Source organism: Bythopirellula sp. (assembly GCF_041737835.1).
GTDB lineage: Bacteria > Planctomycetota > Planctomycetia > Pirellulales > Lacipirellulaceae > Bythopirellula.
Map to the genome: position 1 here is coordinate 183,877 of NZ_JBGSQY010000004.1, position 24,599 is coordinate 208,475.

The following is a 24,599-nucleotide window of genomic DNA, read 5'->3' on the forward strand; positions in this document are numbered from 1 at the left end:
ACGAGCGGCTCAGTCATCCTCGTCTTCTTCTTCGTATTCGTACTCGACGTCTTCCTCGGAATCGGCATCGTCTTCTTCGTCGTCCTCAGCAGAGTCTTCTTCGACTTCTTCCCACTCGTCGTCTTCATACTCTTCTTCGGCTTCCTCTTCGGAATCGTCGTCGTCTTCGTCTTCCTCTTCGTCCTCATACTCGTATTCGTAATCGCCGTCTTCGGCGTCGTCCTCTTCCTCGTCTTCTTCTTCATCATCGTCGTAGTCGTCGTCGCCCATATTTGTGATCGGGCTCAAACGAGGATCCACGAGATTAAATTCCTTTTCAAGCAAGGCCAACGAACCTTCGCTCTCGAAACCTGCTGCCGACAATTGCCAAGAATCATTAAGTTGCACGGTATGCTCCTCTCACCAATCTCACGAATACAAATACGGGTTTGGGTCTGTATGAATAATGTGTTGCGGATAGGTAACCTAACTGCGACACCTGTTTTTTTGCAAGACTACCACTCTGTGCCAACGCTATGAATTTGATCGATAGGGGGCAGTTGTTCCAAGCGGCGGAGACCAAAAACTTGTAAAAACTTTTTCGTCGTGCCGTAGAGAAACGGCCTGCCCAGTTCCTCAGAACGTCCGACAATACGCAATAAATCGCGTTCCATCAACACTCTCAGGATTTCCCCGCACTGGACCCCCCGAATTGCCTCGATTTCCGCACGCACCACCGGCTGCCGAAAGGCCACCACGGCCAGGGTTTCCATCGCCGGCGGGGAGAGCCGAATTTCCTCGCTTTCGCCATGCAAACGGCGGATCCAATCGGCCACGACGGGACGTGTAAACAATTGCACCCCGCCGGCCACTTCCACCACCTGCATCGCGCTGGCTCGCTCTTCATAACGCCGAGCAAGCATTTTCAGCAAAGTACGAGCCTCCGTTCCATCGGCAAGTTTGGCGACATTCGCCAGTTTTCTTGTGGAAATCGGTTCCCGCGATAAGAACAGCACGGCTTCGAGCCGCGTGAGTTTGGCCTCTTGTTCGTCTGCGGGATTCCCCACGACCGCGTTGGCAAACTGGTTGCCAATCGGCAAGCGACGCAGCCGTGTACTTTTTGCACCGCTTAGGGGAGTGCTATACCTTAGCGCGACGCTTTGCAATCGCTGCCCTAGGCTAGTGGCACGAGACTTCATGGCGGAGTTCCCAATGTGGTGAGGTGATTAACGCCACAAAGTTCCCGTGTCGAGTCGGGCATTTTGCATCGACGTGACTTCACCCACAACTTGCCGCACGGTGGCCAACGGATCGGCATCGATCGCCTCGAATTGCCGCGTGAAATCGGGATTGTCCCCAATTGGCAGGGCACACTTAAATCGATAGCCCTGCCCCCATTTTTCCAGGGAATACTGAGCCACGCCCAGGCTCTTGAGCAGCGAAAGATGCATCGCCATTTCGCCTTGTTTGTCCTGGGTAATCGATGCCGGGGGAGTCGGCATAGCTTCCGTGGCTGAAACTAATTGCACGGGCTCGGCGTTGCCTTGAAAGCTCGCGCGTGAAACAGCTGGCCGAGCTGTGGGAGTCGGCAACACATCGTCATATCTTGGAGCCGTCTTCTCGCCGATGGCCGTGTTAACCGGCAACGACTTTTTCCAACCCAACGCGTCCTGCGCCACCTCGACAAATCGATCGACGACTTGCTGCGCGCCTTGCGGCAACGGACCGTAATAGACCCACGCCGTCGGCAAACCCACCAGCGTGACCAACATCACCACTGCACGAAACATCACAGCCATGGCATCTCATCCTTGAGGTGCGGAGTACTTCTTGGGACCACAGGCTTGCGCCTGCGGCTAGAACGGCGAATCCTTTCGCCGCGCGGATGGTAGTCCTGGTTGAAATTCGCCCGCAATGCCAATTAGACGTGAGCCGGTAGGCGCGAGCTGCTAGTTTTGGATGTGCTAGCGCCCAGCAACCAGCGTCTAACGTCTATACTGCATGCATGGCCGATATGATCTACCTCGACAATAACGCGACCACTCCTTTACTGCCGGAAGTGGCCGACGCGATGCGCCAGGTTTGGCTCGATTTTCCCGCCAATCCGTCCAGCCAGCACCGTCCTGGCCAGGCAGCCCGTCGGGTCCTGGAAAACGCCCGCGAACGCGTTGCCGAGCTTTTGGGGGCCAAAACGACGGGTTTGGACGCCGATCGGCTCGTTTTTACAAGCGGTGGCACCGAGGCCAACAATCTGGCTTTGTTCGGACTGCTAGCAAACCAACCCTCTGCTCACCTGCTCACTTCGGCCATCGAGCATCCGTCGCTCTTGGGCCCTGTGGCCGAGCTGGAACGCCGGGGCTGGCAAGTCACCCGGGTCAGGGCCCGTGAAAACGGCATCGTCAATCTCGACGAATTTGCCGCGGCCTTTCGCGATGACACGCGGCTCGTAAGCATCATGGCTGCCAATAACGAAACGGGGGTTCTCCAACCACTCGAAGAAATCAGCCGCCTTTGCGCGGAAAGAAATATTCCCCTGCACACGGATGCGGCGCAATGGGTGGGCAAACTTCCCACGCGCTTTCACGAGTGGGATCTAGCCGTTCTGAGTTGTGCTGCGCATAAGTTTCACGGCCCGTTGGGAATCGGCGCATTATTGCTGCGCAATGACGTGGCCCTCGCACCACAGCTCTTTGGCGGACATCAACAAGCCGCCCAGCGACCTGGCACGGAATCGGTGGCCCTCGCCGTGGGAATGCAAACCGCCCTTGAGATTTGGCAGCGCGAAAGTGAAGAACGCACAGCACACCTCGCGGCACTGCGCGATGAATTCGAGCAGCTGATCCAAGCCGCCATTCCGTCGGCGGTCGTGATTGGACACGATGCACTACGCCTTCCCAACTCCGCGAACATTGCGTTTCCGGGCGTTGATCGTCAGGCGTTTTTTCTCGCTCTCGACCTAGCTGGCATCGCGTGTTCGACCGGTTCCGCCTGTGCCAGCGGGTCGAGCGAACTCTCGCCTGTGTTGGTCGCCATGGGCCTACCAAGAGAGCAGATTGAGGGGGCTTTGCGGTTCAGTTTTGGTGTGACAAATACGCCAGACGATGCCCGCGAAAGTGCTCGCCGTATCATCAAGGCACACAATCACTTACGACGCTAACTATTTGGCGAAAATTGCCCCGCGAGTCCTCCCTACGTGCTCCGCAATCGGCTAAAATCAGGGATTCCATTTTTCGCTTCTTTTCGCAGGGAAATTAGGCCTTTTCGAGCCTCCCCGCGACACCTTCGAAATGCCGATTATGGACGGAACCCACGTGACCGACGGAGTGCTGCGAATCGATCTGCCCCCTAGCCCCAGTGGACGGGCCGATTCTGCTGCGCCGACGGAAATGCCTTGCTTTGTGGCGGGTCCCGAAAATCGTCTGCCGATCCTGGCCCTGGAACAGCTTCTCACGGGAGAAGCCGACTTCACGCCGCCAACATGGACCAATCCCTTGGTTCTCATTGGCCCTTCGGGATGTGGCAAATCGGCGTTGGCCCACGCAATTGTCAGGCGTTGGCTGCCGGTGCTGGGGAGCGAACAAGTCGCCTACTTCACCGCGATCGACTTCGCCCGGCGTTTGAGCGATGCCCGCACCGATGGAGAGATTGTTGATCTACGATCACGGCTCGCAAGGCTGCAACTCTTAGTCATCGAAGACTTGCACAAGCTCCCCGCGAAGCTGGCGCTGCATCATGAGCTGCGCGACTTGCTGGATAAACTTGCCGAGACCGAAGCGGTTGTGATTTGCACCTCGCAAGAATCGCCTACCGTTCAGGCGGAGCTTGATCCTGGCTTGCGCGATCGCTTCGCCGGGGGATTGCTGTTGTGGTTCAATCATCCTGGCGTCGAAGCCCGCTTGGAACTGTTGCGACTCGCGGCCATCGAGCGGGGCACTCCGGTCGACGAGCGGCAACTGCGTACGCTCGCCGAAAAGACAACCGGTCCCGTGCCGCAATTGCTGCGTGCGTTGCGCGAACTGGATGTGTCTTCGATTGTCGGCACGGCCGTGGGTGATCATCGTCCTGGTCTCACCGCTAAAGAAATCATCGCCGTGGTGGCCCGATATTTCGGGGTCACACAAGCGGCTTTGCGTGGCCCAGCCCGGCGGAAATCGCTCGTTTTTGCCCGCAGCGTAGCCGTGTATTTGCTACGAACGCTCACCGACACGAGCTACGCACAGATTGGCAAAGAACTCGGCAAACGCGATCACACCACGATCATGCACGCGATGGAATCGCTGCAATTGGGAATAGCCACCGACACCGCCACGCAACACGCCGTCGAGGAATTACGCCGGATTGTGCTGGCCGCTTGAACTGCGATGTTCAAACCCAGAAGACACCAACACTTGTGGAAAACTTGTTAATTGATTGTTGCTAGCAACGCACAAACTCAAGGCACTTTCAGCACAAGCTGACAAACGACACAACACGAACCAACCATCAACAGCTACTAACGACAAACCAACAAACAACCAACTCGTTTTCCACAACTCAGTGGGAATTGGAAGTCCTGACAATGCAATAGGTTACCGCTACTAACAGAGCGTTATCGACATTTCTCGGCCTCTCATTACTACTGCTACTAACTAAATACATTTTATTAAAGAGAAACACACTCAGGAGGATTCCGTTGAGCACCGTATTAGAAAACCAATCCTCGGCGGAGACCTCTCGCACCAGCGGAAAGGGCAGCAAGTCCATGAAGATTTCTTGTGATCGGGAACAGCTTCTGCAAGCGTTCCAAACCGTGGCTTCGGTCGCTCCCTCACGGAGCCCCAAGCCGATCCTGCAAAACGTAAAGTTGGAAGCCACAGGCGACTCGGTCACGCTACTTGCCACCGATCTCGAAGTGGGGATCCGCCATCAGGTTTCGGGGGTCGACATTCAAGTGCCTGGTACGACCGTTCTGTCGGTTTCGCGGTTTGGTTCGATCTTGCGAGAGAGCAACGATCAAACTCTCCATTTGGAATGCGACTCCACGGGCGTGACCATTCGCGGCGAACGAAGCCAATTCCGCTTGCCTGCCGAAAACCCCGCGGAGTTCCCCCAGGTCACGGCCTTCGAGGAGAAAAGCTATTTCGAGATTTCAGCTCGGTTGCTGCGTGAACTGATTCGCCGGACGGTGTTCGCCACCGACAGCGAAAGCAGCCGCTATGCCCTGGGCGGCGTAAAGTTGGAGTTCGGTGACGATGCAGTCACCGCCGTGGGAACCGATGGCCGCCGACTTTCCAAAATGACCGGCCCCGTCACAAAAACGGGCACCCCTCAAACGGAGCAAACCACGATCGTTCCCACGCGGGCGATGGTGCTCATTGAACGAGCAATTGCCCCCACCGACAGCGAAGTGCAACTCGCGCTCAAGGGCAATGAGATTCTCGTTCACAGCGCACGAGCCACGATTTCGGCACGATTGCTGGAAGGACGGTTTCCGGATTGGAGAAAGGTTTTCCCCGAAGGTGGTTCAAACGCTGTGAGCTTGGAACTTGCCGTGGGTGCGACCCATGCTGCCGTACGTCAGGCAGCGATTGTTACCAGCGAAGAGAGTCGCGGCGTCGATTTCACGTTCGGCGACGGGATGTTGGTGCTGGCTGGCAAAGCCGCCGAAGTGGGGCAATCGCGAATTGAACTTCCCATTGGCTACAACGGCGATGAACTCACGTTGACCCTTGATCCCCGTTTCGTGACCGATTTTCTCAAGGTCTTGGACGCCGAGAAGACGTTCACCTTTGAAGCGAAGGATGCCGAAAGCGCGGCCGTGTGCAAGACGGACGATGGTTACGGCTATGTGATTATGCCCCTGTCACGTGATCGGTAAAAACTGTGGCTGACCTCTCCGAGGTCGGATTTCCCCCCGAGGTCACAAGCCTCAGCCTCACGAGATAAGCAATGGCCGACACCGATGGCGACACCCCTGAGATTCGCGAAGTTTGGGTTGACTTTGCTGAACATCGTTCGGCCGAGCAACGCAAGTTTCACGGTCGAAGGCCTAAACCGATTGGCAATGTGATTGCTCAGTTGGTAAGCCGCCGGGGTTATGCCCAGGTTCGCGCGGCAGGAGAACGCGACGGAGCCTGGCACACGGCTATCGGCGAAGGACTCGCCACTATGACGCAGGTTTCCGCATTACGGCGGGGCGTGTTCGAGGTGCTTGTGGCGAATTCGCTATTGATGCAGGAGCTCACGTTCCGCAAGGAAGAACTACTGGCGAGCTTGCAGGCGGCACTCCCCAGCGAGGGAATTAAGCAATTGAAATTTAAGGTCGGACGCATCGACCCCTAAACACAATCAGTTGGAACAAATGTCAAACGACGAACCGAAGAAGAAATCTGGCAACGCGGGCAACGCTGAATACGGTGCTTCTGATCTTGAGCACTTGAGCGACTTGGAGCACGTCCGCGAACGGCCGGGCATGTACATCGGAGATACTTCGACCCGCGGTTTGCATCACTTGGTGTACGAAGTTGTCGATAACTCGATCGACGAAGCCATGGCCGATTACGCGACCGAAGTGCGCGTGCTGGTCAATTCCGATGGCTCGGTGACGGTCGAAGACGACGGCCGGGGTATTCCCGTCGAAAAGCATGAACAACTTTCCGAGCAAATGGATCGCGACGTATCGACCCTGGAAGGGGTAATGACCGTGCTGAAATTTGGCGGCAAATTCAGCAAGGGGGCTTATCAAACGTCCGGCGGTTTGCATGGCGTCGGCGTGACGGTCGTCAATTTCTTGAGCGAATGGTGTGAGGTGGAAGTCTGCCGCGACGGCCACATGTATCACCAGGAATACGAACGAGGCGTGCCCAAAGGGGAAGTTCGCCGCACTGGCACCAGCGATCGTCGGGGCACGAAAACAACATTCAAGCCTGATCCCCAAATCTTTCCGAACACGAAATTCACTTATCAGATTTTGGTCAAGCGCCTCCAAGAACTCGCCTTCTTGAATCGCGGCGTGAAGATCTCGATCGCCGACGCGCGGACCAGCGAATCAGAAACCTTCCAATACGAGGAAGGCATCAAGGAATTTGTGACTTGGCTCAATCGTGCGAGCGAAGTGGTCCACCCCGAGGTACTTTACCTCGATGGGGAGAGCGAAGGCGTGACCATGGAGATCTCGATGCAGTACTCGGGCGAGTACACCGAGAACGTGCATTCCTATGTGAACAACATTAGTACCACCGAAGGGGGCACGCATCTCTCCGGTTTCCGCACGGCGTTGACTCGTACGCTCAACAACTACGGCAAGAAACAAAATCTCTTCAAGGATTTGATTCCCTCGGGTGAAGACGTTCGTGAAGGCCTGACCGCTGTGATTAGCGTGCGCGTGCCGCATCCTCAGTTCGAAGGCCAAACGAAAACCAAGCTCGGTAACAGCGAAGTCGAAGGCATCGTGAACTCGGCGTTCGGCGATTATTTGAGCAAATTTCTCGAAGAAAACCCGAAAACCGCCAAGGCGATGATCAACAAAGTGATCGTCGCCGCCGAAGCCCGTGAAAGCGCCCGCAAGGCCCGGCAACTCATCCGCGAGCGAAAGGGAGCTCTTGCCGGTGGCGGTCTGCCAGGCAAGCTCCGCGACTGCTCGAGCAAGGACGTCGACAAGTGCGAACTCTACCTCGTGGAAGGTGATTCGGCCGGTGGTAGCGCCGAAGGCGGCCGCATTCGCGAGTATCAAGCAATCTTGCCGCTCCGGGGTAAAATTATCAATGCCTACAAGAGCCGTGAAGACAAAGTGCTCGCCAACGAAGAAGTTCGCAGTATGATCTCCGCGATCGGCATCGGCATCGGCGAGGATCAGGATCTAAGCAAGCGGCGCTACGGCCGGATCGTAATCATGACCGACGCCGACGTCGATGGTTCGCACATTCGCACGCTGCTCTTAACGTTTTTCTATCGACAGATGTACGAGCTTGTGGCCCAAGGGCACGTTTACGTGGCCCAGCCACCGTTGTTCCGCGTTCGACAGGGGAAGCACACCAACTACGTGCAAACCGACGAGGAGATGAAGGCCCAACTCCTTGATCTTGGCCTGGGCGATTGCGTGTTCGATGCCGGCAATGGCGATTTGGTTGATGGCGAGCGGATGGAAAAGCTGTGCCGCACATTGGCTGCGATGGAAGAGTCGATTGTGGCGTTGGAGCGCCGAGGCATCAGTCTCAAGGCCCATGCCGAGCGGCAAGACCCGGTTACGCTGGAACTCCCGATTTTTCACGCGTTTTTGGGCACCGAAGAGCATTGGTTTAACAGCCGCGCGGCGCTCGACAAGTTTGTTGCCGAGCAAGAACAAGCTACCGGCAAGGAAGTTCGCTTGGACGCCGGAACGGCTCTCACGGACGACGACCATGCGCAAACCAACGGTGAAGTCGGGCCCAAATTGCGAATCGTCGAACTCCACGAAGTGCGAACGATCAACACGCTTTTAAAAGATCTTTCCAAGCTCGGCTTTGAAATTGAATCTATCATTCCGACCGACCGCACGGGCATGGAAGGTTCGCGCTACACGCTGCGTCGTGGCGACAGCGAAACCGGTCTCGACGACATGCGCGGCCTGCCGGGGGCAATTCGTGCCGCGGGGGAAAAAGGTTTGCAGATCACTCGCTTCAAGGGCCTGGGTGAAATGAACGCCGAGGAATTGCGCGAAACGACGCTTGATCCCGTGAATCGCACGCTGCTTCAGATCCGCATGGAAGACGCCGGCAGTGCCGACGAGTTGTTCCGAGTTCTGATGGGCGACAACGTCGAACCCCGCCGGGATTTCATCCAAAAGCACGCGCTCGACGTGAAGAATTTGGACGTGTAGGCGCGAACTAGGTTCTTTTCATCTCGGTCCATAGTAAACGATCTATTGAGCCTCGGAGACGAGTCATCGTGGTCGTTTCGTGTGTGGTACGCTCGAAGGAGTACCGATCATGGCGATGGAAGGCCGCTTCCATCAGCGTTGGGATCTTTATGCCGCGCAATGGGTCGAGGACAAGGAGCTCAAGACGATTCGACCGTGTAGGACTTCATCTGCTGAATCATGGTCTAGGGCGGCTTGATTTTGCGTTCGCCCGCTCGCTACCATTGCCGGTATGTCTCGCAAGAAAAAATCACCCGCGGCTCCAATCGTTCCGCCTGCCAAGAAATCTGGCGAAGCAGGGAGCATGCTCGTCAACAATTTGAGCGTGGCCGACGCCCGCCATCTGTTGCAGACCGAGGGGGGGGAACTCAACGCCAGTCAGATCGTGGTGCAGGTGATTCAAATCGCCGCAGTGGCGGGGGCGTGTGCCTACGCGATCTGGGTCGGCGAAGCGACGGCTTGGCATCTCGTGCTCCCCATGGTTGGGGAATATTTGATTCTGTTGGCCATCTTGCCGGTGCTTTATTTGTTTCTCCGACATCAAGCGATGCGCAAGGACACGATTGGCAGCCTGCGGCTGTGGGCCATTTTCGCTCTCATCAATGCGGGCGCAGTGGCTTATCAATCCCATCGTTCAGGAATTCCCTGGCTACAGCAATTCCTGCTGAACATTCAACAAGCGTGGGCTTGGATCACCGATCACCACATGCATTGGGCAATCCTGTTCGCTATGGCGGGGGTACTGTTGGGCCTGCCAGGTCGCATCCGAAATCTTTATGAATATGGCCCGCCTTTCGTAGCGGTTGGGCTGGGCTGCGGGATGAGAGTCGCGGTGTTCTTTTTGGGGTGCTTTCTCTTGCCTTTCATCGCGTCGGGAACCGAAATCAGCAACGCCTGGATCCTGTGGGCGTTGCTGCTCATCGCCGAGATTCTCGCCCTGGGGATGCACCTCGATATCCAGCGGCGGCTGAAGAAGTTGGATGGGGAAGTCGAGCCCGAAGCGATGACAAATTGATTGGCCAAGTTGAATTGTTTGCCGACGGCTAGCACTAAATCGCATTAACACGAACAGTGCCTTAACGGCGATCAAGCACGATGCGTCCACCAACCATGGTGAGCACAACCTTTGCCTGGCCAATTTCGCTTGCGGCTGGGTCGAGTATATTGCGATCAATGATGACCAGATCGGCGAGCTTGCCGACTTCGAGCGTGCCAAGTTCTTTTTCAGCAAAGCCAGCGTACGCTGCATCCGATGTGTAAGCACGCAAAGCTTCCTGGGCAGCAATTTTTTGCGCCGGAATCCAGCCTGTCGAATTCTTGCCATCGAGTGTGCGGCGCGTGACTGCAGCATCGATCCCCACAAGTGGTTCTGCCGGGGCTACGAACCAATCACTCCCAAAGGCCAGTCGGGCCTTGGTATCTAACAGCGACCGAAAGGGATAAGTCGTTTCACAGCGCTGTTGGCCAATCACTCCCTCGGCCCATCGACCATCGTCAATTGCATGGTAGGGCTGCATGCTGGCGATCACCTGGAGTTTGCCAAAGCGGGCAAGATCGTTGGGATGAATATGCTGCGCGTGTTCGATCCGAAACCGTCGGTCGCGCGGGCCGTTCTTAGCCGCGACTCTTTCAAAGATATCGAGCTGAATGCGGTTGGCTCGATCGCCGATGGCATGGACCGCGACCTGCAATCCCGCAGCGTCAGCACCTTGGGTCCAAGCTTCGAGTTCGTCCTCGGTCGTGACCAGTAGGCCGCGGCTTGCTGGTTGGTCGGTGAAGGGTTCGAGAAATGCCGCGGTGTGCGAGCCGAGCGAGCCATCGACAAAGCCTTTGAGCCCGCCAATTTTTAACCACGAGTCCCCTCGTCCCTGGGAATTGACCTCGTCTGCCAGGCGCTGCCATTGTCCCAGGGGGGTAAAAGCATAAATGCGTGCCGTCAACAAACCGCGTTGTTGGGCCAGGCGCAAGACGGTCAAGTCGTCCCTAGAGCCCATGTGATGCACCGCAGTAACGCCATGCTCGGCCAGATACTTCATTCCGGCGACTGCGGATTCAAGCCGTTGTTCGAGGGTGTCACTCGGTTGCGCGCGCTGGATGAGACTCATCGCATTGTCTTTAAACAAACCCGTCAGGCGGCCTGTCGCATCGCGCACGATCTCGCCTCCCTCGATCTCCTCCACGTCGTCGGTGATGCCAGCCGCGTTCATGGCTGCGGTATTAGCAAGTGCCATGTGACCATCGAGTCGCGAGAGCCACACGGGTATGCCGCCAGTGACCTCGTCTATCCAATTGCGATCGGGAAGTTCACCACCCCATAACGTGTGATCCCAATCGCCGCCAGTGAGCCATTGCTTGCCGGGTGGTCGTTTGGTCTTTATGAACTTGGCAATCAGGCTCGCAAATTCTTCTTTCGACTTAGCATGGCGGAGCTGAACCGAAGCAAGGTGTCTGCCCCCTTCGATAAGGTGGATGTGCGAGTCGCACATTCCCGGCACGATGAGACCTTCACCCGCATCGATCTTGCGGACATCGCGACCGAGCTTTGACGAGACGTCGCTTTCCTCGCCCACGGCCACAATCTGCTCGCCTTCGATGCCGATAGCCTCGGCCCACAGTTGGCGAGGATTGCCTGTCCAAATTCGGCCCGTCAGAATGAAAGTCGAGGGGCTCTCGGCGAAGGTCACCGAGTTAACCATCGCAGCAAGGCAGGCAAGTCGTGCAAGAAATCGAACCAAGAGGATTCCCTCGTCAATCATTCAAGCGTAGAGACACAATGCGTTTTACAGCTAAGTTGCCGGCGCCAGCGAACAGTGAGCCATAAATTCGCTGCGAACAAGAGAGGACACCCCCCGGCTGGTTCTGGCACATTGAATGTCGCCGTGAAGGTGAGATGGTGACCGAACAAGCCGGATGTCAGGTAGTCCACCGAGCCGAATCCCAAGTGATTATTGCCAAAGAAAACATTGGTCGTTGGCGTGGGGACGGTGGAAAATTCAAAAGAAAACGAAGTTGTTCCTACAAAGGAACCGACCGTCGCGGATTCAAATTGATCGCCCAAAACCGAGGAACTAGCAAAATCGCTGGCCGAGGTTCCCGGAGTTTGATTAAACAGGGGCGTGAATGGACTGAAAGTGTTGGGGGCATCCGTCGAGTCATCAATCGACACGTAGAACGAAGCACCCGTCACGTTGCCTGTCCCTGCGGAAGTCGAGGTGACTGACGAACGCCCGATCAAGCCGCTCTCCGCTTCAAGTGTAAATCCAAAGCTATTCGGATCTTCAACCGTGAAATCGATCTGAAAAATCACATTGCGCTTATGAACCTGAGCCGCGCCACCATCGGCCGTGTATTCGTTGTGAAAGCCCATGCGGTGACCGAATGAACTCGTGACTCCGGAGTTCGTGATGGGAAAGAGCGTGGATTGAGTTTCAAACGATGCTGTGGGGAGGCTTTCGTTCGGACTGCTGGTATTGGTAACGACGACGTTGGTGATCGATGCTGAGGCGCTGTTGATTGCTGCCAAAGAAAACAGAATTGGAGCCAAGAATACAGTGGCTAGTTTCATGAGGTCGCTCCGCGGCGAAAGAGGAGGGATTGTCGGGAAAGATGGGCGGTGAGCGGCAGGAGGCATAATAGCCGTAAACACCAGTGAAATCGACCTCAATTTCTCACATGGGCAGCTGATCGACCGTCATGGGCAAGAACGCCGCCCCTTTCGCCAGGGCCGTTTTCTCGCTAAAATCGAGCGATTTTATCCACGTTTTGAGGGTTCATTAGGGCACTGCTGGGCAAGCCAGCAGTGGCACCCATCGCCCTAGCTTCTAACCACGAGCAACCTTCCTGCCATGCCTCGCCGCGACGACATCAAACGCATTCTTATCATTGGTTCGGGACCGATCGTGATCGGCCAAGCCTGTGAGTTCGATTACTCGGGAACTCAGGCTTGCAAAGCGCTGCGCGAAGAGGGCTACGAAGTCATACTGGTGAACAGTAACCCCGCCACGATCATGACCGACCCCGCGACGGCGGACCGCACTTATATCGAGCCGCTCACGTGGGAAATAGTGGCCAAGGTCATCGAAGCTGAGCGCCCCGATGCGTTGTTGCCGACCCTAGGAGGTGGGACGGCTCTCAATTTGGCTATGGATCTTGAGAGACATGGCGTGCTGAAGGAGTTCGGCGTCGAGATGATCGGTGCGAAGGCTGATGTGATCGACAAAGCCGAAAGCCGGGAACGCTTTAAACAGGCGATGCACAAGATTGGCCTCGAAGTTTGTCGTGGCAAGACGGTACATACGCTCGACGAAGCTCGCGAGTTGGTGCTCGACATTGGACTCCCTGCCGTGGTCAGGCCCAGCTTCACGATGGGGGGCAGTGGCTCGGCGATCGCCTACAATCGTCAAGAATTTGATGAACTCGTCCGCCGCGGCCTCGATCAATCACCTATCAAGGAAGTGTTGATCGAAGAGTCGATCATCGGTTGGAAAGAGTACGAGACAGAGGTGATGCGCGATGCGGATGACAATGTCGTGATTATCTGCTCAATCGAGAATGTTGACCCCGTGGGTGTCCACACCGGCGATTCAATCACTGTGGCTCCCGCGCAAACACTTTCCGACAAGGAATATCAGCGGATGCGCGATGCGAGCCTCGCGGTGATTCGCGAGATCGGCGTGGAGACGGGCGGTTCGAACATTCAATTCGCGATCCACCCGCAAACTGGCCGGATGATCGTCATCGAAATGAATCCGCGGGTCAGCCGTTCGAGTGCGCTTGCCTCGAAGGCGACCGGTTTTCCGATTGCCAAGATCGCAGCGAAGCTTGCCGTCGGTTATCGGCTGCACGAACTCCCCAACGACATTACCCGCAAGACGACTGCCTGCTTCGAGCCGACGATTGATTACGTCGTCACGAAGATTCCACGGTTCGCGTTTGAAAAATTCCCCGAGGCGGACGACACGCTCACCACGCAGATGAAAATCGTTGGTGAGACGATGGCCATCGGCAGCACGTTTAAGGAATCGTTCCAAAAAGCGTTGCGCGGCTTGGAGGTTGGCAGCTTCGGTTTTGGTTGCGATGGCAGCGACCTCTGGGGAACCGACCGCCAACCCAATGAAGAAGAGATCAAAGAGAAGCTTTCCCGGCCTGGTCCGCAGCGGGTATGGTATTTGCGCTACGCGCTCAAGAGCGGTATGACCACTGAGCGAATTTACGAACTCACCGGCATCGATCCGTGGTTCCTCGATAACCTCGCCGAGATTGTCGAAACAGAAGAACTGATTCGCGCGGTGGGAAGTTGGGACAATCTCTCGCCCGAATTGTTGCGCACCGCGAAGCGGCAAGGTTTCTCTGATCGCCAACTGGCGATCATGCTCGGTAGCACGCAGATCGAAGTGCGCGAACGCCGTAAAGCGCTGGGCATCGTCGCGACGTTCAAGTCGGTCGACACCTGCGCGGCGGAGTTTGAAGCCTACACGCCGTACTACTATTCCACGTACGAAACCGAAGACGAGACACCACCTAAGCAGCCGGGCAAGAAGCGGATTATGATTCTCGGCGGCGGGCCGAACCGCATTGGGCAGGGGATCGAATTTGATTATTGCTGCTGTCACGCGAGCTTCGCGATGCGCGAACTTGGCATTGAATCGGTGATGGTGAACTCCAACCCCGAAACTGTCAGCACCGATTATGACACTAGCGATCTGTTGTTTTTCGAGCCACTCACCGTCGAGGATGTGCTCAACATTTGCGACCGCGTCGAACCCGATGGCGTGATCGTGCAATTTGGCGGGCAGACGCCGTTGAATCTGGCCCGCGCTCTCAAGAGCGCCGGAGTGCCGATCATTGGCACGAGCGTCGATGCCATCGAAGCGGCCGAAGATCGCGAGAAGTTCCAGCAATTGTTGGAGCGACTGGATCTCAAACAGCCAGCCAATGGCATCGCCCGAACGATGGATCAGGCCCGGCGCGTGGCGGTGAAAATTGGTTATCCGTTGCTGGTGCGTCCCAGCTTTGTGTTGGGTGGCCGCGCGATGGAAATTTGCTACGACCAACAGCAACTCGAAAAGTTCACAGCCGAAGCGTTTGTCGTCGCACAGGGTCAGCCGGTGTTGCTCGACCGCTTCCTCGAAGGGGCGACCGAAGTCGACGTCGATGCGATCAGCGATGGCCGCGATGTGATCGTGCCCGGCATTATGGAGCATATCGAAGAGGCGGGCATTCACTCGGGCGACTCGGCGTGTGCGATTCCTCCTTACAGTTTGCCTGGTCCCGTCGTGAAAGAGATTCGCGATTCGACCGTCGCACTGGCTCGTGAGTTGAAAGTCGTCGGCTTGATGAACGTGCAGTTTGCGGTGCGTTGGGAAGAGACTGGGGACTCGGGGCTCGGGACTGGGGAAGAAACCAGCCCCCAATCCCCAAATCCCAGTCCCGTGATCTATGTTATCGAAGTGAATCCCCGCGCGAGCCGCACCGTGCCGTTTGTGGCCAAGGCCACGGGGATGCCCGTCGCGCGAATCGCTGCGAAGGTGATGGCTGGCGTATCGCTCGTCGAGCAAGGTATCACGGAGGATCCCGTGCCGAGTCATGTCTCGGTGAAGGAAAGCGTCTTGCCGTTTATCAAATTCATTGGGGTCGATATCGTACTTGGCCCAGAAATGCGTTCGACGGGCGAGGTGATGGGGATCAGCCCCCGATTCAGCATGGCCTTCGCCAAGAGCCAACTCGCCGCGGGGACAGTTTTGCCGCACAGTGGCAATGTTTTCTTGAGCGTGGCGGATCGCAATAAACCCCAAGTCATTGAAATCGGCCAGCGGCTGCACGACATGGGGTATTCACTGCTGGCCACCGAAGGGACCGCCAAGATTCTGGCCACCGAAGGAATTCCCTCGCGTGAAGTGAAAAAGATTCGCGAAGGCCATCCCAACTTGCTCGACTTTCTGGCCAACGGCGACGTGGCGCTCGTGATGAACACCCCGCGCGGCAAAGGGGCACGCACCGACGAAGGCAAAATTCGCGCGGCGACCGTGCAAGCAGGCGTTCCCTGTCTCACAACCATCGAAGCCGCGACCGCGGCCGTCATGGCGATGGAAGCTTTGCGTGAAGAAGAAATGGAAGTCGAGGCGCTGCAGGATCGCTTCGCGCCGGTAGTGCGGTAGGGATGCAACGCGGAGTTCGCGAAGGCGCGGAGATACGCAGAGGTGAGAAGTAGCCGCGATGCGACGCATCGCAGGGTGATTTAAGCACAGGCCTATTTACTGCGAGAAACGATTTGCTGGCAATCGGCGTGTAGCAAGAGCTATAATACATCCATGAGCACAATCATTCCTCAATTTGCCGCGCTGACTGGATTCTCGCCGCCAACCACCGTAGGGCCTTATCGCGCGGCCGACTATTGGGAATTGCCGGAAGGGGAGCCAATCGAACTTATCCAGGGAAAGCTGGTTAGTTCTCCGTCGCCCAATTACTTGCATCAAGCGATTTCCCTGCTGTTGTCAGAATTTGTTTTGCGAGCCGCCCGCACTGGTGGCGGTAAGGGATGTGCCGCGCCGATGGATGTCGTTCTCGCGGATCATTCCGTATTACAACCGGATCTGATCTACGTTTCAAAAGATCGACGCCAAATCGTCAAGCGACACGTCGAAGGCCCGCCTGATTTGGTGATCGAAATTATCTCCGACAACAACACTCGTCGAGACCGCGTCGATAAGCTTAATCTCTATGCCGAGTTTGGCGTTGCCGAATATTGGATTGTTGATCCGGAGAGACGGCAGTTCGATTTTCTGATCAATCGAAATGGCCGCTTCGAAATTCAACCCCAGCACGATGATCAGTATCAATCGCCGCGGCTGGCCGAACTTTTCTTGAATTTGGCGACGTTTTGGGCTGAAGTCGATCGATTGGTGAGTGATAGCGAATAGCTAAATGCTCTTCACGCGGGTTCTCGCGATTTCTATCATCCCGCCCCATGGTGACTTGGACTTGGCAGAGCAATGCGTGCGACGTTTTAGGGCTTGGGCCCCGTGCTGCGGGGCGGCTTGCGACCGTTGGCGTGCGCACGGTGGCGGAATTGTTGGCCGTTAAGCCGCAAGCGGCTGCGGATCGGCAATTCTCGGTGGAAACCGTTGCTGATTGGCAGCGTGAAGCACGATTGCTGGTTGGAGTGCCGGAACTTTCGAGCGATGCGGCGCGGGTTCTCGCGGCGATTGAAGTTGCTTCGGCGGAACGACTCGCACGGAGCACGCCCACGGAATTGATCGCGAAGATCGAAGCACTGTGGCGCGATGCGCTGCCCGAATCGTGGGTCGCGAAGAAAACAAAACCATCCACGGCAGAAATTTGTGCTTGGATTGGTTTAGCAAATCAACAACATCAAAACTTGTCGCAAGCAGCATGATGCTAGCGACGTTTATGCGTGCTGTCACAATCTATTTGGTGGCAACGAACATAAACAGGCACAAGTCGCGGTGTACGAGAATTCAGCATAAAACCAAACGATTTCTCTATTGCATTGATCAACAACAGGAATGTTTCAAAAAAGTTTTTCATGACTTTCAAAACCGACCTTGACCGTATTTCGAGAGGGCCTTATTCTCCCCCCCACAACGATTGAACAACGCGTTTGACGCTGACGCACGAGGCAAGGAAGCCAAGAAAAAAGCTCACAAGAAATTTTTCAAAGCTCTCCTTAATCACGTCGCCGCCACAGCAGTCATTGCCGTTGCGAGGAACATCAAAACAACAATACACGTGAAGGGTCGACTAGCTTGCGATTGTCGACCCCGAAGCGGTTGGTAGGCACGGACGCCTTCCACCGCCTCGATACAAACCGGCGAGTGAGATGCGACACACTTCTCACTTGTCCGCCTGACAGCAAGCGTCATTGCGTCCAATCGCTCCCGGAAAAGTAACTACGTCCTTTGCCCCCCTGGGACGTGTGCTTTTCTGGGAGCTTTTTTTATGCGCTGTTGGATTACAACTTTGCGTTATTCGCCGCCCGCTGAAGCGGGCTCGCCGGACGGAATGTTTACGTGAAGATGTAGCGGTGGGTTCGAGTTTGCGCTTAACCTTTGAGGCGAGAATCTCGAAAAAGTGACGACGCTGCGCCGCTAGCTCGCGACAGTCGGCTTCCCGCGCTTCATAAGGTTTTTTCTAACTTTGGCAGCCTGACCGTCCAGCATGATTGCCAAACGACCTAAAACAGCATGATTGCTCGTCCCGAGTAATCATAGTTCTCGCTGTAACTCTCTTTGGCACGCGGAGTGCAACTAGCTTTTCCCTAGCACAGCTCAAGCTGCGCTCGCGACCCAGGTTTCAAAAATAAGCGGCTGAGGGGACCTTGCCGCACAACCATTCAAAATCCCGCGACCAGAACGACTCTTCCGCGGGGCGCCCTAGTGCACAGTCTTCCATTAAGGGGATGAGTGCACATTTTCGGGAGAGAGAAAAGATCATGAAGAAATTCCTTGTGGGCAGCGGGCTACTCGCTGCTCTGTTGGTGAGTTGGCGTGGCGACGACGCTTCCGCGCAAGCGCCGGTGCCTCCGCAGGCGGCTGCTGCGCAAGACTCACAAAGCGCCATGCCTGATCCTGAGGTCTTGGACAACGGCCCGATACATGAGGCATTTGCCGAGCCCATGTCGTTGAGCCAGCAAGATCTGGAAATCATTTCCAAACAACCACCGCAACCCGTTAATGAACTTCCTCCCTCGGAACAACCCGAAGGTAAGAACGTTCAGTGGATATCGGGCTATTGGATGTTTGATAATGGCCGCGACGACTTCGTGTGGGTCAGCGGTATGTGGCGTGATGTTCCGCCAGGCCGTACTTGGATTCCTGGTGAATGGCAAGAAGTGGATAATGGGTATCAATGGGTCTCTGGTTTTTGGGGTGATGCCAAGCAAGAGCAGCTGACAATGCTGCCCATTCCTCCGGAATCTCTTGAAGCAGGACCCTCGAGCCCCTCGCCGGGCGAAAACTATTTGTGGGCTCCAGGTAACTGGGCTTATCAGAACGGCGATTATGTTTGGCAAGCCGGCTATTGGTACGAAGGCAACCCTAACTGGGTGTGGGTACCGAACCATTACAGCTATTCTTCGCGCGGGAGCGTGTACGTGAATGGCTATTGGGACTACCCAGCGCAGAATCGCGGTCTACTCTACGCACCCGTTTATTGGGGTAGTGGATATCGCGGTGGGTACGGTGGATTTTATCGTCCTACTAGCGTGCTCAATACGGGCTTGTTGGTTGCTAACTTGTTTGTAAATCGTGGTTACGGCCACTATTACTACGGCAATTGGGGCGGCAACTATCCAGGCTACTTGCAACCGTGGGGTTACAACTACGGTCGCTGGGGCTACGGTGGTGGCAATCAGTTTGGATATGATCCCCTGTGGTCGACTTTCCGTTGGTCGAACCGTAACAACTGGGACAACAACTTCTGGAACGACCGCAACAACTGGGATCGCTACAGCTGGGATGGCCGCGGACGTGGCCGTGGCGATTGGGATGGACGCGGCGGTAACCGTGGCGGCCGTCCTGGAGATTGGGACGGACGTCCTGGACGTGACGGCGATCGCAATGGTCGGCCCGGCGACGGACGACCTGGAGATGGTCGCCCCGGCGATGGTCGTGGTTCTCGTGACCGCGACGGCGATATTGCCGATGGCCGTGGTGACCGAGATGGACGCGGCGGTCGGGATGGACGTGGAAACGGATTAGTCACAACCGTTGACGATTTGAACCGCAACGGACGTGATGTCATTCGCACTCGCGATCTGAGTCAGACCGATATCAATCAATATCGCGAGCGTGCCCAAGGCCGTTCACGCCGGGATATGATTTCCGACACGAATGTTGGAGCAACTGGCGCTATCGATAATGCTGTCCGCGGCCGTGATGGCCGAGGTGGTGTAAATGGACAAGGCCGCGTCGGAATCGATAGCCAAGTTCGCCAAGGGGATCGCCCACGTGGCAATCTTCAAGGCCAAGTTGGTGTCGACGCCAATGGGCAAGGTCGTCCAGGTGGACGCCCTCGTGGTAATCTCGAAGGACAACTAGGCGTCGATGGACAAACACGTCCCGATGGCCGTAATCGTGGTCAACTCGAAAGTCGTGCCGGCGTTGATACCAACATCCGCACCGATCAAGGCGTGCGGGCACGGGTTGGTGCCGATGGCAATACGCGAATCGGTCCGAGTGAAGTTCGCGGACCGAACCCGGGACTCGATTTAAACAACCGTGGCCAAGTACGGCGCGAAATCGAAACTGGTAACGACGAAGTTTCCCGTGCACGCCGTAACATGGATCAACAACTCCGCAGTCGAGCCAATCAAACTCCTCCAGTCGATAATCGCACGTTCAACCGTGTGCCGGGAGGAACACAACTTGGTGACAGACCGCGGGGTCAAGTTCCTGGTAACGCGGGGCGGAACATCGAAGGCCCGATCCCACAGCGCGTCATGCGTTTGCCATCGGGACAGGAAGTGATGCCCCAAGGTCAGAATTTTCGTTCGCGTCCTGAAGGGAGCCGACCGCAAGGCAACTATAACCGTGGGGAAGGTCGGCCAAGCGTTCAAATTCCTCAAGGGGGTCGCCCCAGCATCCAGTCACCTCAGCGTGGTGGCAGCGGACAGCGTGCGATTCAGCAAGCACCCCGCAACATCCAACGCAGCATTCCGAATGTTGGTAGCGGCGGAGGGGGCGGTGGTCGGCCTCAAATCCAAGGGGGTGGTGGACGTCGCGGTGGCGGGAAGCCCATGGGCGGCGGAGGCCGTGGCGCCGGTGGCGGCGGCGGTGGAGGAGGCCGCGGACGCGGTGATCGATAAGAACGGACGCTGATTGACAACAATGATTTCCGGGCACCGGCCTCAAAAGTCGGTGTCCGGTTTTTTTATGCGCTCACGAAACGAACTGCTCTTGGCATACCTCAAACCGCGAGGTATCCTCCGCCGCATGAAAACCAAGACCACGAATCCCGACTTTCTCAACGGCGTGCCCGAACTTGTGGTGCTGGAACTATTAAGCCAGCGCCCCATGTATGGCTACGAACTTGTGCAAGCTATCCGCGCGCAAAGCGGCGATGTGCTGCGCTTCGGTGAAGGCTGCGTTTATCCTTTGCTTCACAAATTGGAAGAACGTGGAGCAATTAACTCGCGGCGGATCGACGTGGGGGGGCGGAGTCGGGTTGTCTATCGCGTGACCACGGCAGGTCGCAAGCAACAAGCGCAGACCGTGGATCAATGGTCGCAAATCGTGAATGCCATCAACAAAATCTTGCAAGGAGGCAAGCATGAACACGCCCGAGTCGCTTGATAAGAATACAGTTTTAGCTTACCTCGCAATTCGAAATCACCCGACCTCATCATTCGTGTTGGTTATTGTTTTTGTGTTGACTTACTTATTGTGTTGCCGTGCGGCTTTGACACAAGCAGCCGGTGAACCATCGGTTTTAAACGATTCTCTCCGACAACAGTTGCTGAACATGGCGAAAGTAGATCAAGAAGCACGCATTCACATGATGCAGAGGCTGGCGACGGTCGGCATCTCCGGCGACCAAATCGTAGGCATGAAAGATTTGAAGACGATGCTACTGGCGGCGTACGAGGTATTGAAATTGTTAGTAGTAGATATTGAGAATCGCGAACAACTCAAGGAGATCGTTGATCGGCACGGTTGGCCTGGCAGGTCTTTGGTTGGCAAAGACGGGGCATTCGCAGCATGGCTACTTGCGCAGCATTCGGACTTAGATCCCGCCTTCCAAAAGGAGTGTCTTGTCCTCATGGAGAAAATGCCGGACGGAGAGATCGAGGATCAGCATGTCGCATATCTCACTGATCGAATTTTGGTGGCTGAAAAGAAACCACAACGTTACGGAACTCAATTTGACGAGGCTTTCAAACCACGGCCACTCGAAGATCCGCAAAACGTCGACATTCGGCGAGCAAAAGTAGGTTTGCCACCCTTGGATGAGTATATCCAGACTTCAAAAGCTATGTACAAAGAAATGTTGACCAGCCCACCAGCCGCAGAAAAATAATCATCGCCAGTGGTGATAGATACCCGATAGTCGTCAGCAACGACTCCCAAGGAGGCAAGCATGAACACGCCCGAGTCGCTTCGTAGTTTTACTCAAGAGTTGATTCGCCGCGGATTGCCCGTGGACTACTCACGCCGTGCGGCCGAGGAATTGGCCGACCATCATGGCGATCTCGTCGAGGAATGCCTGTCAGGTGGTATGTCGGAATCGACAGCGCACGCTTCGGCTGATGAGCGTTTGGGAGATGCGAAGTCGCTGGTGAAGAAAACCGTTCGTGCGTATCAACGTCGGCATTGGTGCGGACGTTGGCGAATAGCGACGTTCGCAGTTGGGCCTGTCGTGTTGTTGGTCACTGCTTGGATAAGTAGCTTGTGGGCACTGTTTTTTACGGGAAAGCTGTTTGCGGCGATCGGCTGGGAAACTCCTCAAAGCAGCCACAATCTTTCCCTGGTGATTCTCTATGCCGCTGTCGGCTGGTTCTTGTTGGTGATACCCGCTGGGCTCGTTTTTATTCTTTTCCGATTGGCAATTCGTTCGGGGTTGAGTTGGGCCTGGATCGCGACTTCGTCGGTGCTCATTGCGGTCAGTGCTGGCTTAGTGCGGACGGGCTTCGTGCCATCACCTGAAACAGTCGAGCATCCGTTCATGATTTCAATGCCTCTAGGGATGCCGTTCGACTCGGTCACCGATATTGCTGCGTGGTACATCGGCAGTCCGCTACAAATCGCTCAAGTGTTGCTACCACTGCTGACAGCTACGGTTCTTGTCTGGCAGAAAAATATTCGGCGACAACGCTCACAGTTCGCGACTTCGCAGTGCTAGCATCCACTCCGCTCGCGTTGTGAGAATCCACCTGCCGACGTACAATCCGCCCTTGGATTTCATCACACTCGTTGCGTCAAGGAAGACCCAACAATGAGCACGGAAGCTGCGCTCCGCAAACGAGCGAATGCCCCTCAATTTTCTCCCCTTTCGGAAGACGAAGTCTTGCGGCTGGGCCGCGAAGTCGTGCGGACCGAAGCCCGCGCGCTCAACGAGCTCGTCAAGCAAATCGACAGCAATTTTTTCCGCGCCGTGCGGATGATGTATCGCCTGTCGGGCGACGTGATCATCACCGGCATGGGCAAAGCGGGCCATATAGGTCAGAAGCTGGCCGCCACGTTTTCCTCAACCGGCACACGCGCGCATTTTTTACATCCGGCCGAAGCGATACATGGCGATCTTGGCCGCGTGCGGCAGGGCGACGTGGTGATCGCGTTCTCGCAAAGCGGCGAGACAAGCGAAGTCGTGGGGCTGATCCCCAGCTTTCGCCGCGTGGGCGTGCCGTTGATCGCGGTAACTTCCTCGCGCACAAGCACGCTGGGACGTGAAGCCGACATTACGATTCAACTGGGCCAAATCGACGAAGCCTGTTCGCTGGGCCTTGCGCCAAGCACAAGCACGGCCGTGATGCTTGCCTTGGGCGACGCGCTCGCGCTCGTGGTCAGCCGGTTGCGTGGTTTTGCTGCTGATGATTTCGCGAAGTTTCATCCCGGTGGAGCGCTCGGCTTGAAACTCAGCGCCGTGGAAGACTCGATGCGTGGTCTCGATGATTGCCGCGTTGCGAATGAAAACCTCACGATTCGCCAAGTGCTTGTGACCTGCACCAAGCCGGGTCGCCGCAGCGGGGCGATTATGCTCACCGATCACGAAGGTCGGCTGACCGGCTTGTTCACCGACAGCGATCTGGCGCGGTTGATCGAATCGCGTCACGACGTGGCGCTCGACCGGCCCGTGGAAGAGGTGATGATCAAAGCCCCGCTGACCATCGGCGTGGGAGCCAAGTTGTGCGAGGCCGTTGATCTGTTGGCCGACCGCAAAATCAGCGAACTGCCCGTCGTCGACGGCTTGGGCAAACCGGTGGGTTTGATCGACGTGACCGACCTGATGAGTATGATGCCAACCACGGAAGTCGCCGCCAAGCAAACACGCAAAGCCGCACGACCTTCGATTCGGATCTATGATGCCGATGAGTACGCGGATTGAGTGAAGAGTGAGTAAGTGCGTGGGTGAGTAAGTTGATGTCATCCTCGCGCAGGCGGGGATCCAGTTCATGACGTTCCATACTGGATTTCCGCCTGCGCGGGAATGACGGTGTCTTGATGAGTCAGTGAACTAACAAATGTCCCTCACCGAAAAATGCGCCGCGATTCGCTTGATTCTTTCCGACGTCGATGGTGTGCTGACCGACGGGCGGTTGATTTATGACAACCAAGGGATCGAAGCCAAGCAATTTCACATCCGTGATGGGCAGGGGATTCGCCTGTGGCAGCAAAATGGCTTGGCCTTTGGCATCGTGACGGCTCGCAGTTCGCAAGTCGTCAAGCTGCGTGCCGAGGAGCTTGATATTGCGATCTTGCGGCAGGGAGCGAAAGACAAACTCGCCGCGGTGCGTGAAATCGCGACAGAGCATCAGCTTTCACTCGACCAAGTTTGCTACGTGGGGGATGACCTGCCCGACTTGGCAGCAATTCAGAGTGTAGGCTTGGGAGTCTCCGTAGCCGACGCCGCCGAAGAAGTGCGAAGTGCTGCGGGCTACGTAACGAGCCAGCCAGGCGGCATGGGAGCCATCCGCGAGATCATCGAATTGATTCTGAAAAACACCAACCGCTGGGAAACCACGCTCCGCAAGTATTACGCCTAGCCGCTTGCGGCTTAGCAAATTCATCAA

The 24,599-nt window shown here is 56.2% G+C and carries 20 protein-coding genes; 15 read left to right on the forward strand and 5 right to left on the reverse strand.

The annotated features are described in order from the left end of the window. Positions 1-9: 9 nt before the first annotated feature. From AC6T8Q_RS02240 to AC6T8Q_RS02250, 3 genes are all read right to left on the reverse strand, one after another. On the reverse strand, positions 10-387 hold the full coding sequence (locus AC6T8Q_RS02240; RefSeq protein WP_500677542.1) for a hypothetical protein: 378 nt from the start codon (positions 385-387) through the stop codon (positions 10-12). 107 nt (positions 388-494) lie between these two features. Then, the gene (scpB, locus tag AC6T8Q_RS02245) at positions 495-1,178 is read right to left on the reverse strand and encodes an SMC-Scp complex subunit ScpB (protein WP_500677543.1); all 684 of its coding nucleotides are present in this window, start codon (positions 1,176-1,178) and stop codon (positions 495-497) included. Positions 1,179-1,205: 27 nt separating this feature from the next. Further along, the gene (locus AC6T8Q_RS02250) at positions 1,206-1,778 is read right to left on the reverse strand and encodes a hypothetical protein (protein WP_500677544.1); all 573 of its coding nucleotides are present in this window, start codon (positions 1,776-1,778) and stop codon (positions 1,206-1,208) included. Between the two features lie 206 nt (positions 1,779-1,984). Between AC6T8Q_RS02250 and AC6T8Q_RS02255 the strand changes: the two genes are divergently transcribed. The 6 genes from AC6T8Q_RS02255 to AC6T8Q_RS02280 all read left to right on the forward strand — a co-directional run bounded on the left by AC6T8Q_RS02255 (position 1,985) and on the right by AC6T8Q_RS02280 (position 9,869). Continuing rightward, positions 1,985-3,136 carry a cysteine desulfurase family protein gene (locus AC6T8Q_RS02255; RefSeq protein ID WP_500677545.1) on the forward strand — a complete coding sequence of 384 codons (1,152 nt, stop codon included), beginning with the start codon at positions 1,985-1,987 and terminating at the stop codon, positions 3,134-3,136. A gap of 139 nt (positions 3,137-3,275) precedes the next feature. Then, entirely contained in the window at positions 3,276-4,334 is a 1,059-nt protein-coding gene (locus AC6T8Q_RS02260; protein ID WP_500677546.1) for a DnaA/Hda family protein, read from the forward strand. A 386-nt stretch (positions 4,335-4,720) separates the two neighbouring features. After that, entirely contained in the window at positions 4,721-5,836 is a 1,116-nt protein-coding gene (gene dnaN / locus AC6T8Q_RS02265; RefSeq protein ID WP_496920830.1) for a DNA polymerase III subunit beta, read from the forward strand. Positions 5,837-5,907: 71 nt separating this feature from the next. Further along, on the forward strand, positions 5,908-6,300 hold the full coding sequence (locus AC6T8Q_RS02270; RefSeq protein WP_500677547.1) for a DciA family protein: 393 nt from the start codon (positions 5,908-5,910) through the stop codon (positions 6,298-6,300). Positions 6,301-6,319: 19 nt separating this feature from the next. Next, positions 6,320-8,815 carry a DNA gyrase subunit B gene (locus tag AC6T8Q_RS02275; protein WP_500677548.1) on the forward strand — a complete coding sequence of 832 codons (2,496 nt, stop codon included), beginning with the start codon at positions 6,320-6,322 and terminating at the stop codon, positions 8,813-8,815. A gap of 271 nt (positions 8,816-9,086) precedes the next feature. Continuing rightward, positions 9,087-9,869 (forward strand): hypothetical protein, encoded by a 783-nt coding sequence (locus AC6T8Q_RS02280; protein ID WP_500677549.1) that lies wholly within the window; start codon positions 9,087-9,089, stop codon positions 9,867-9,869. Between the two features lie 61 nt (positions 9,870-9,930). On the opposite strand, the gene AC6T8Q_RS02285 is transcribed toward AC6T8Q_RS02280, so the two are convergent. Together AC6T8Q_RS02285 and AC6T8Q_RS02290 are read right to left on the reverse strand one after the other, a co-directional pair. After that, positions 9,931-11,589, reverse strand: a complete 1,659-nt coding sequence (locus tag AC6T8Q_RS02285; RefSeq protein ID WP_500677550.1) for an amidohydrolase — start codon at positions 11,587-11,589, stop codon at positions 9,931-9,933. Positions 11,590-11,606: 17 nt separating this feature from the next. After that, complete coding sequence (locus AC6T8Q_RS02290) at positions 11,607-12,419, reverse strand: hypothetical protein (protein ID WP_500677551.1); 813 nt, start codon at positions 12,417-12,419, stop codon at positions 11,607-11,609. Between the two features lie 280 nt (positions 12,420-12,699). On the opposite strand from AC6T8Q_RS02290, the gene carB reads away from it, so the two are divergent. The 9 genes from carB to AC6T8Q_RS02335 all read left to right on the forward strand — a co-directional run bounded on the left by carB (position 12,700) and on the right by AC6T8Q_RS02335 (position 24,572). After that, on the forward strand, positions 12,700-16,011 hold the full coding sequence (gene carB, locus AC6T8Q_RS02295) for a carbamoyl-phosphate synthase large subunit (RefSeq protein WP_500677552.1): 3,312 nt from the start codon (positions 12,700-12,702) through the stop codon (positions 16,009-16,011). A gap of 153 nt (positions 16,012-16,164) precedes the next feature. Continuing rightward, positions 16,165-16,773 carry a Uma2 family endonuclease gene (locus AC6T8Q_RS02300; RefSeq protein ID WP_500677553.1) on the forward strand — a complete coding sequence of 203 codons (609 nt, stop codon included), beginning with the start codon at positions 16,165-16,167 and terminating at the stop codon, positions 16,771-16,773. A 47-nt stretch (positions 16,774-16,820) separates the two neighbouring features. Continuing rightward, positions 16,821-17,249, forward strand: coding sequence for a DUF4332 domain-containing protein (locus AC6T8Q_RS02305; RefSeq protein ID WP_500677554.1), 429 nt, complete (start codon positions 16,821-16,823; stop codon positions 17,247-17,249). A 1,056-nt stretch (positions 17,250-18,305) separates the two neighbouring features. Further along, positions 18,306-20,678, forward strand: coding sequence for a hypothetical protein (locus tag AC6T8Q_RS02310; protein WP_500677555.1), 2,373 nt, complete (start codon positions 18,306-18,308; stop codon positions 20,676-20,678). Between the two features lie 67 nt (positions 20,679-20,745). Further along, positions 20,746-21,165 (forward strand): PadR family transcriptional regulator, encoded by a 420-nt coding sequence (locus tag AC6T8Q_RS02315; protein ID WP_500677556.1) that lies wholly within the window; start codon positions 20,746-20,748, stop codon positions 21,163-21,165. Beyond that, positions 21,143-21,889: a DUF6624 domain-containing protein gene (locus tag AC6T8Q_RS02320; protein ID WP_500677557.1), complete on the forward strand. Its 747-nt coding sequence runs from the start codon at positions 21,143-21,145 to the stop codon at positions 21,887-21,889. The genes AC6T8Q_RS02315 and AC6T8Q_RS02320 overlap by 23 nt, the downstream gene beginning before the upstream one ends. A gap of 60 nt (positions 21,890-21,949) precedes the next feature. Further along, a complete protein-coding gene (locus AC6T8Q_RS02325) occupies positions 21,950-22,711 on the forward strand; it encodes a hypothetical protein (protein ID WP_500677558.1) in 762 nt (253 codons plus the stop codon). A gap of 93 nt (positions 22,712-22,804) precedes the next feature. Beyond that, entirely contained in the window at positions 22,805-23,914 is a 1,110-nt protein-coding gene (locus AC6T8Q_RS02330) for a KpsF/GutQ family sugar-phosphate isomerase (protein WP_500677559.1), read from the forward strand. A gap of 136 nt (positions 23,915-24,050) precedes the next feature. Next, positions 24,051-24,572 (forward strand): KdsC family phosphatase, encoded by a 522-nt coding sequence (locus AC6T8Q_RS02335; RefSeq protein ID WP_500677560.1) that lies wholly within the window; start codon positions 24,051-24,053, stop codon positions 24,570-24,572. Positions 24,573-24,599: the final 27 nt, after the last annotated feature.

Bases quoted from the DNA above. Each gene is read 5' to 3' on its own strand.
- AC6T8Q_RS02255 (WP_500677545.1), top strand. From the start codon at position 1,985: ATGGCCGATATGATCTACCTCGACAATAACGCGACCACTCCTTTACTG.
- AC6T8Q_RS02275 (WP_500677548.1), top strand. From the start codon at position 6,320: ATGTCAAACGACGAACCGAAGAAGAAATCTGGCAACGCGGGCAACGCT.
- AC6T8Q_RS02260 (WP_500677546.1), top strand. From the start codon at position 3,276: ATGGACGGAACCCACGTGACCGACGGAGTGCTGCGAATCGATCTGCCC.
- AC6T8Q_RS02320 (WP_500677557.1), top strand. From the start codon at position 21,143: ATGAACACGCCCGAGTCGCTTGATAAGAATACAGTTTTAGCTTACCTC.
- AC6T8Q_RS02335 (WP_500677560.1), top strand. From the start codon at position 24,051: ATGTCCCTCACCGAAAAATGCGCCGCGATTCGCTTGATTCTTTCCGAC.
- AC6T8Q_RS02305 (WP_500677554.1), top strand. From the start codon at position 16,821: ATGGTGACTTGGACTTGGCAGAGCAATGCGTGCGACGTTTTAGGGCTT.
- AC6T8Q_RS02310 (WP_500677555.1), top strand. From the start codon at position 18,306: ATGAAGAAATTCCTTGTGGGCAGCGGGCTACTCGCTGCTCTGTTGGTG.
- scpB (WP_500677543.1), bottom strand. From the start codon at position 1,178: ATGAAGTCTCGTGCCACTAGCCTAGGGCAGCGATTGCAAAGCGTCGCG.
- AC6T8Q_RS02270 (WP_500677547.1), top strand. From the start codon at position 5,908: ATGGCCGACACCGATGGCGACACCCCTGAGATTCGCGAAGTTTGGGTT.
- AC6T8Q_RS02280 (WP_500677549.1), top strand. From the start codon at position 9,087: ATGTCTCGCAAGAAAAAATCACCCGCGGCTCCAATCGTTCCGCCTGCC.
- AC6T8Q_RS02325 (WP_500677558.1), top strand. From the start codon at position 21,950: ATGAACACGCCCGAGTCGCTTCGTAGTTTTACTCAAGAGTTGATTCGC.
- AC6T8Q_RS02250 (WP_500677544.1), bottom strand. From the start codon at position 1,778: ATGGCTGTGATGTTTCGTGCAGTGGTGATGTTGGTCACGCTGGTGGGT.
- AC6T8Q_RS02315 (WP_500677556.1), top strand. From the start codon at position 20,746: ATGCGCTCACGAAACGAACTGCTCTTGGCATACCTCAAACCGCGAGGT.
- AC6T8Q_RS02300 (WP_500677553.1), top strand. From the start codon at position 16,165: ATGAGCACAATCATTCCTCAATTTGCCGCGCTGACTGGATTCTCGCCG.
- dnaN (WP_496920830.1), top strand. From the start codon at position 4,721: ATGAAGATTTCTTGTGATCGGGAACAGCTTCTGCAAGCGTTCCAAACC.
- AC6T8Q_RS02330 (WP_500677559.1), top strand. From the start codon at position 22,805: ATGAGCACGGAAGCTGCGCTCCGCAAACGAGCGAATGCCCCTCAATTT.
- carB (WP_500677552.1), top strand. From the start codon at position 12,700: ATGCCTCGCCGCGACGACATCAAACGCATTCTTATCATTGGTTCGGGA.
- AC6T8Q_RS02290 (WP_500677551.1), bottom strand. From the start codon at position 12,419: ATGAAACTAGCCACTGTATTCTTGGCTCCAATTCTGTTTTCTTTGGCA.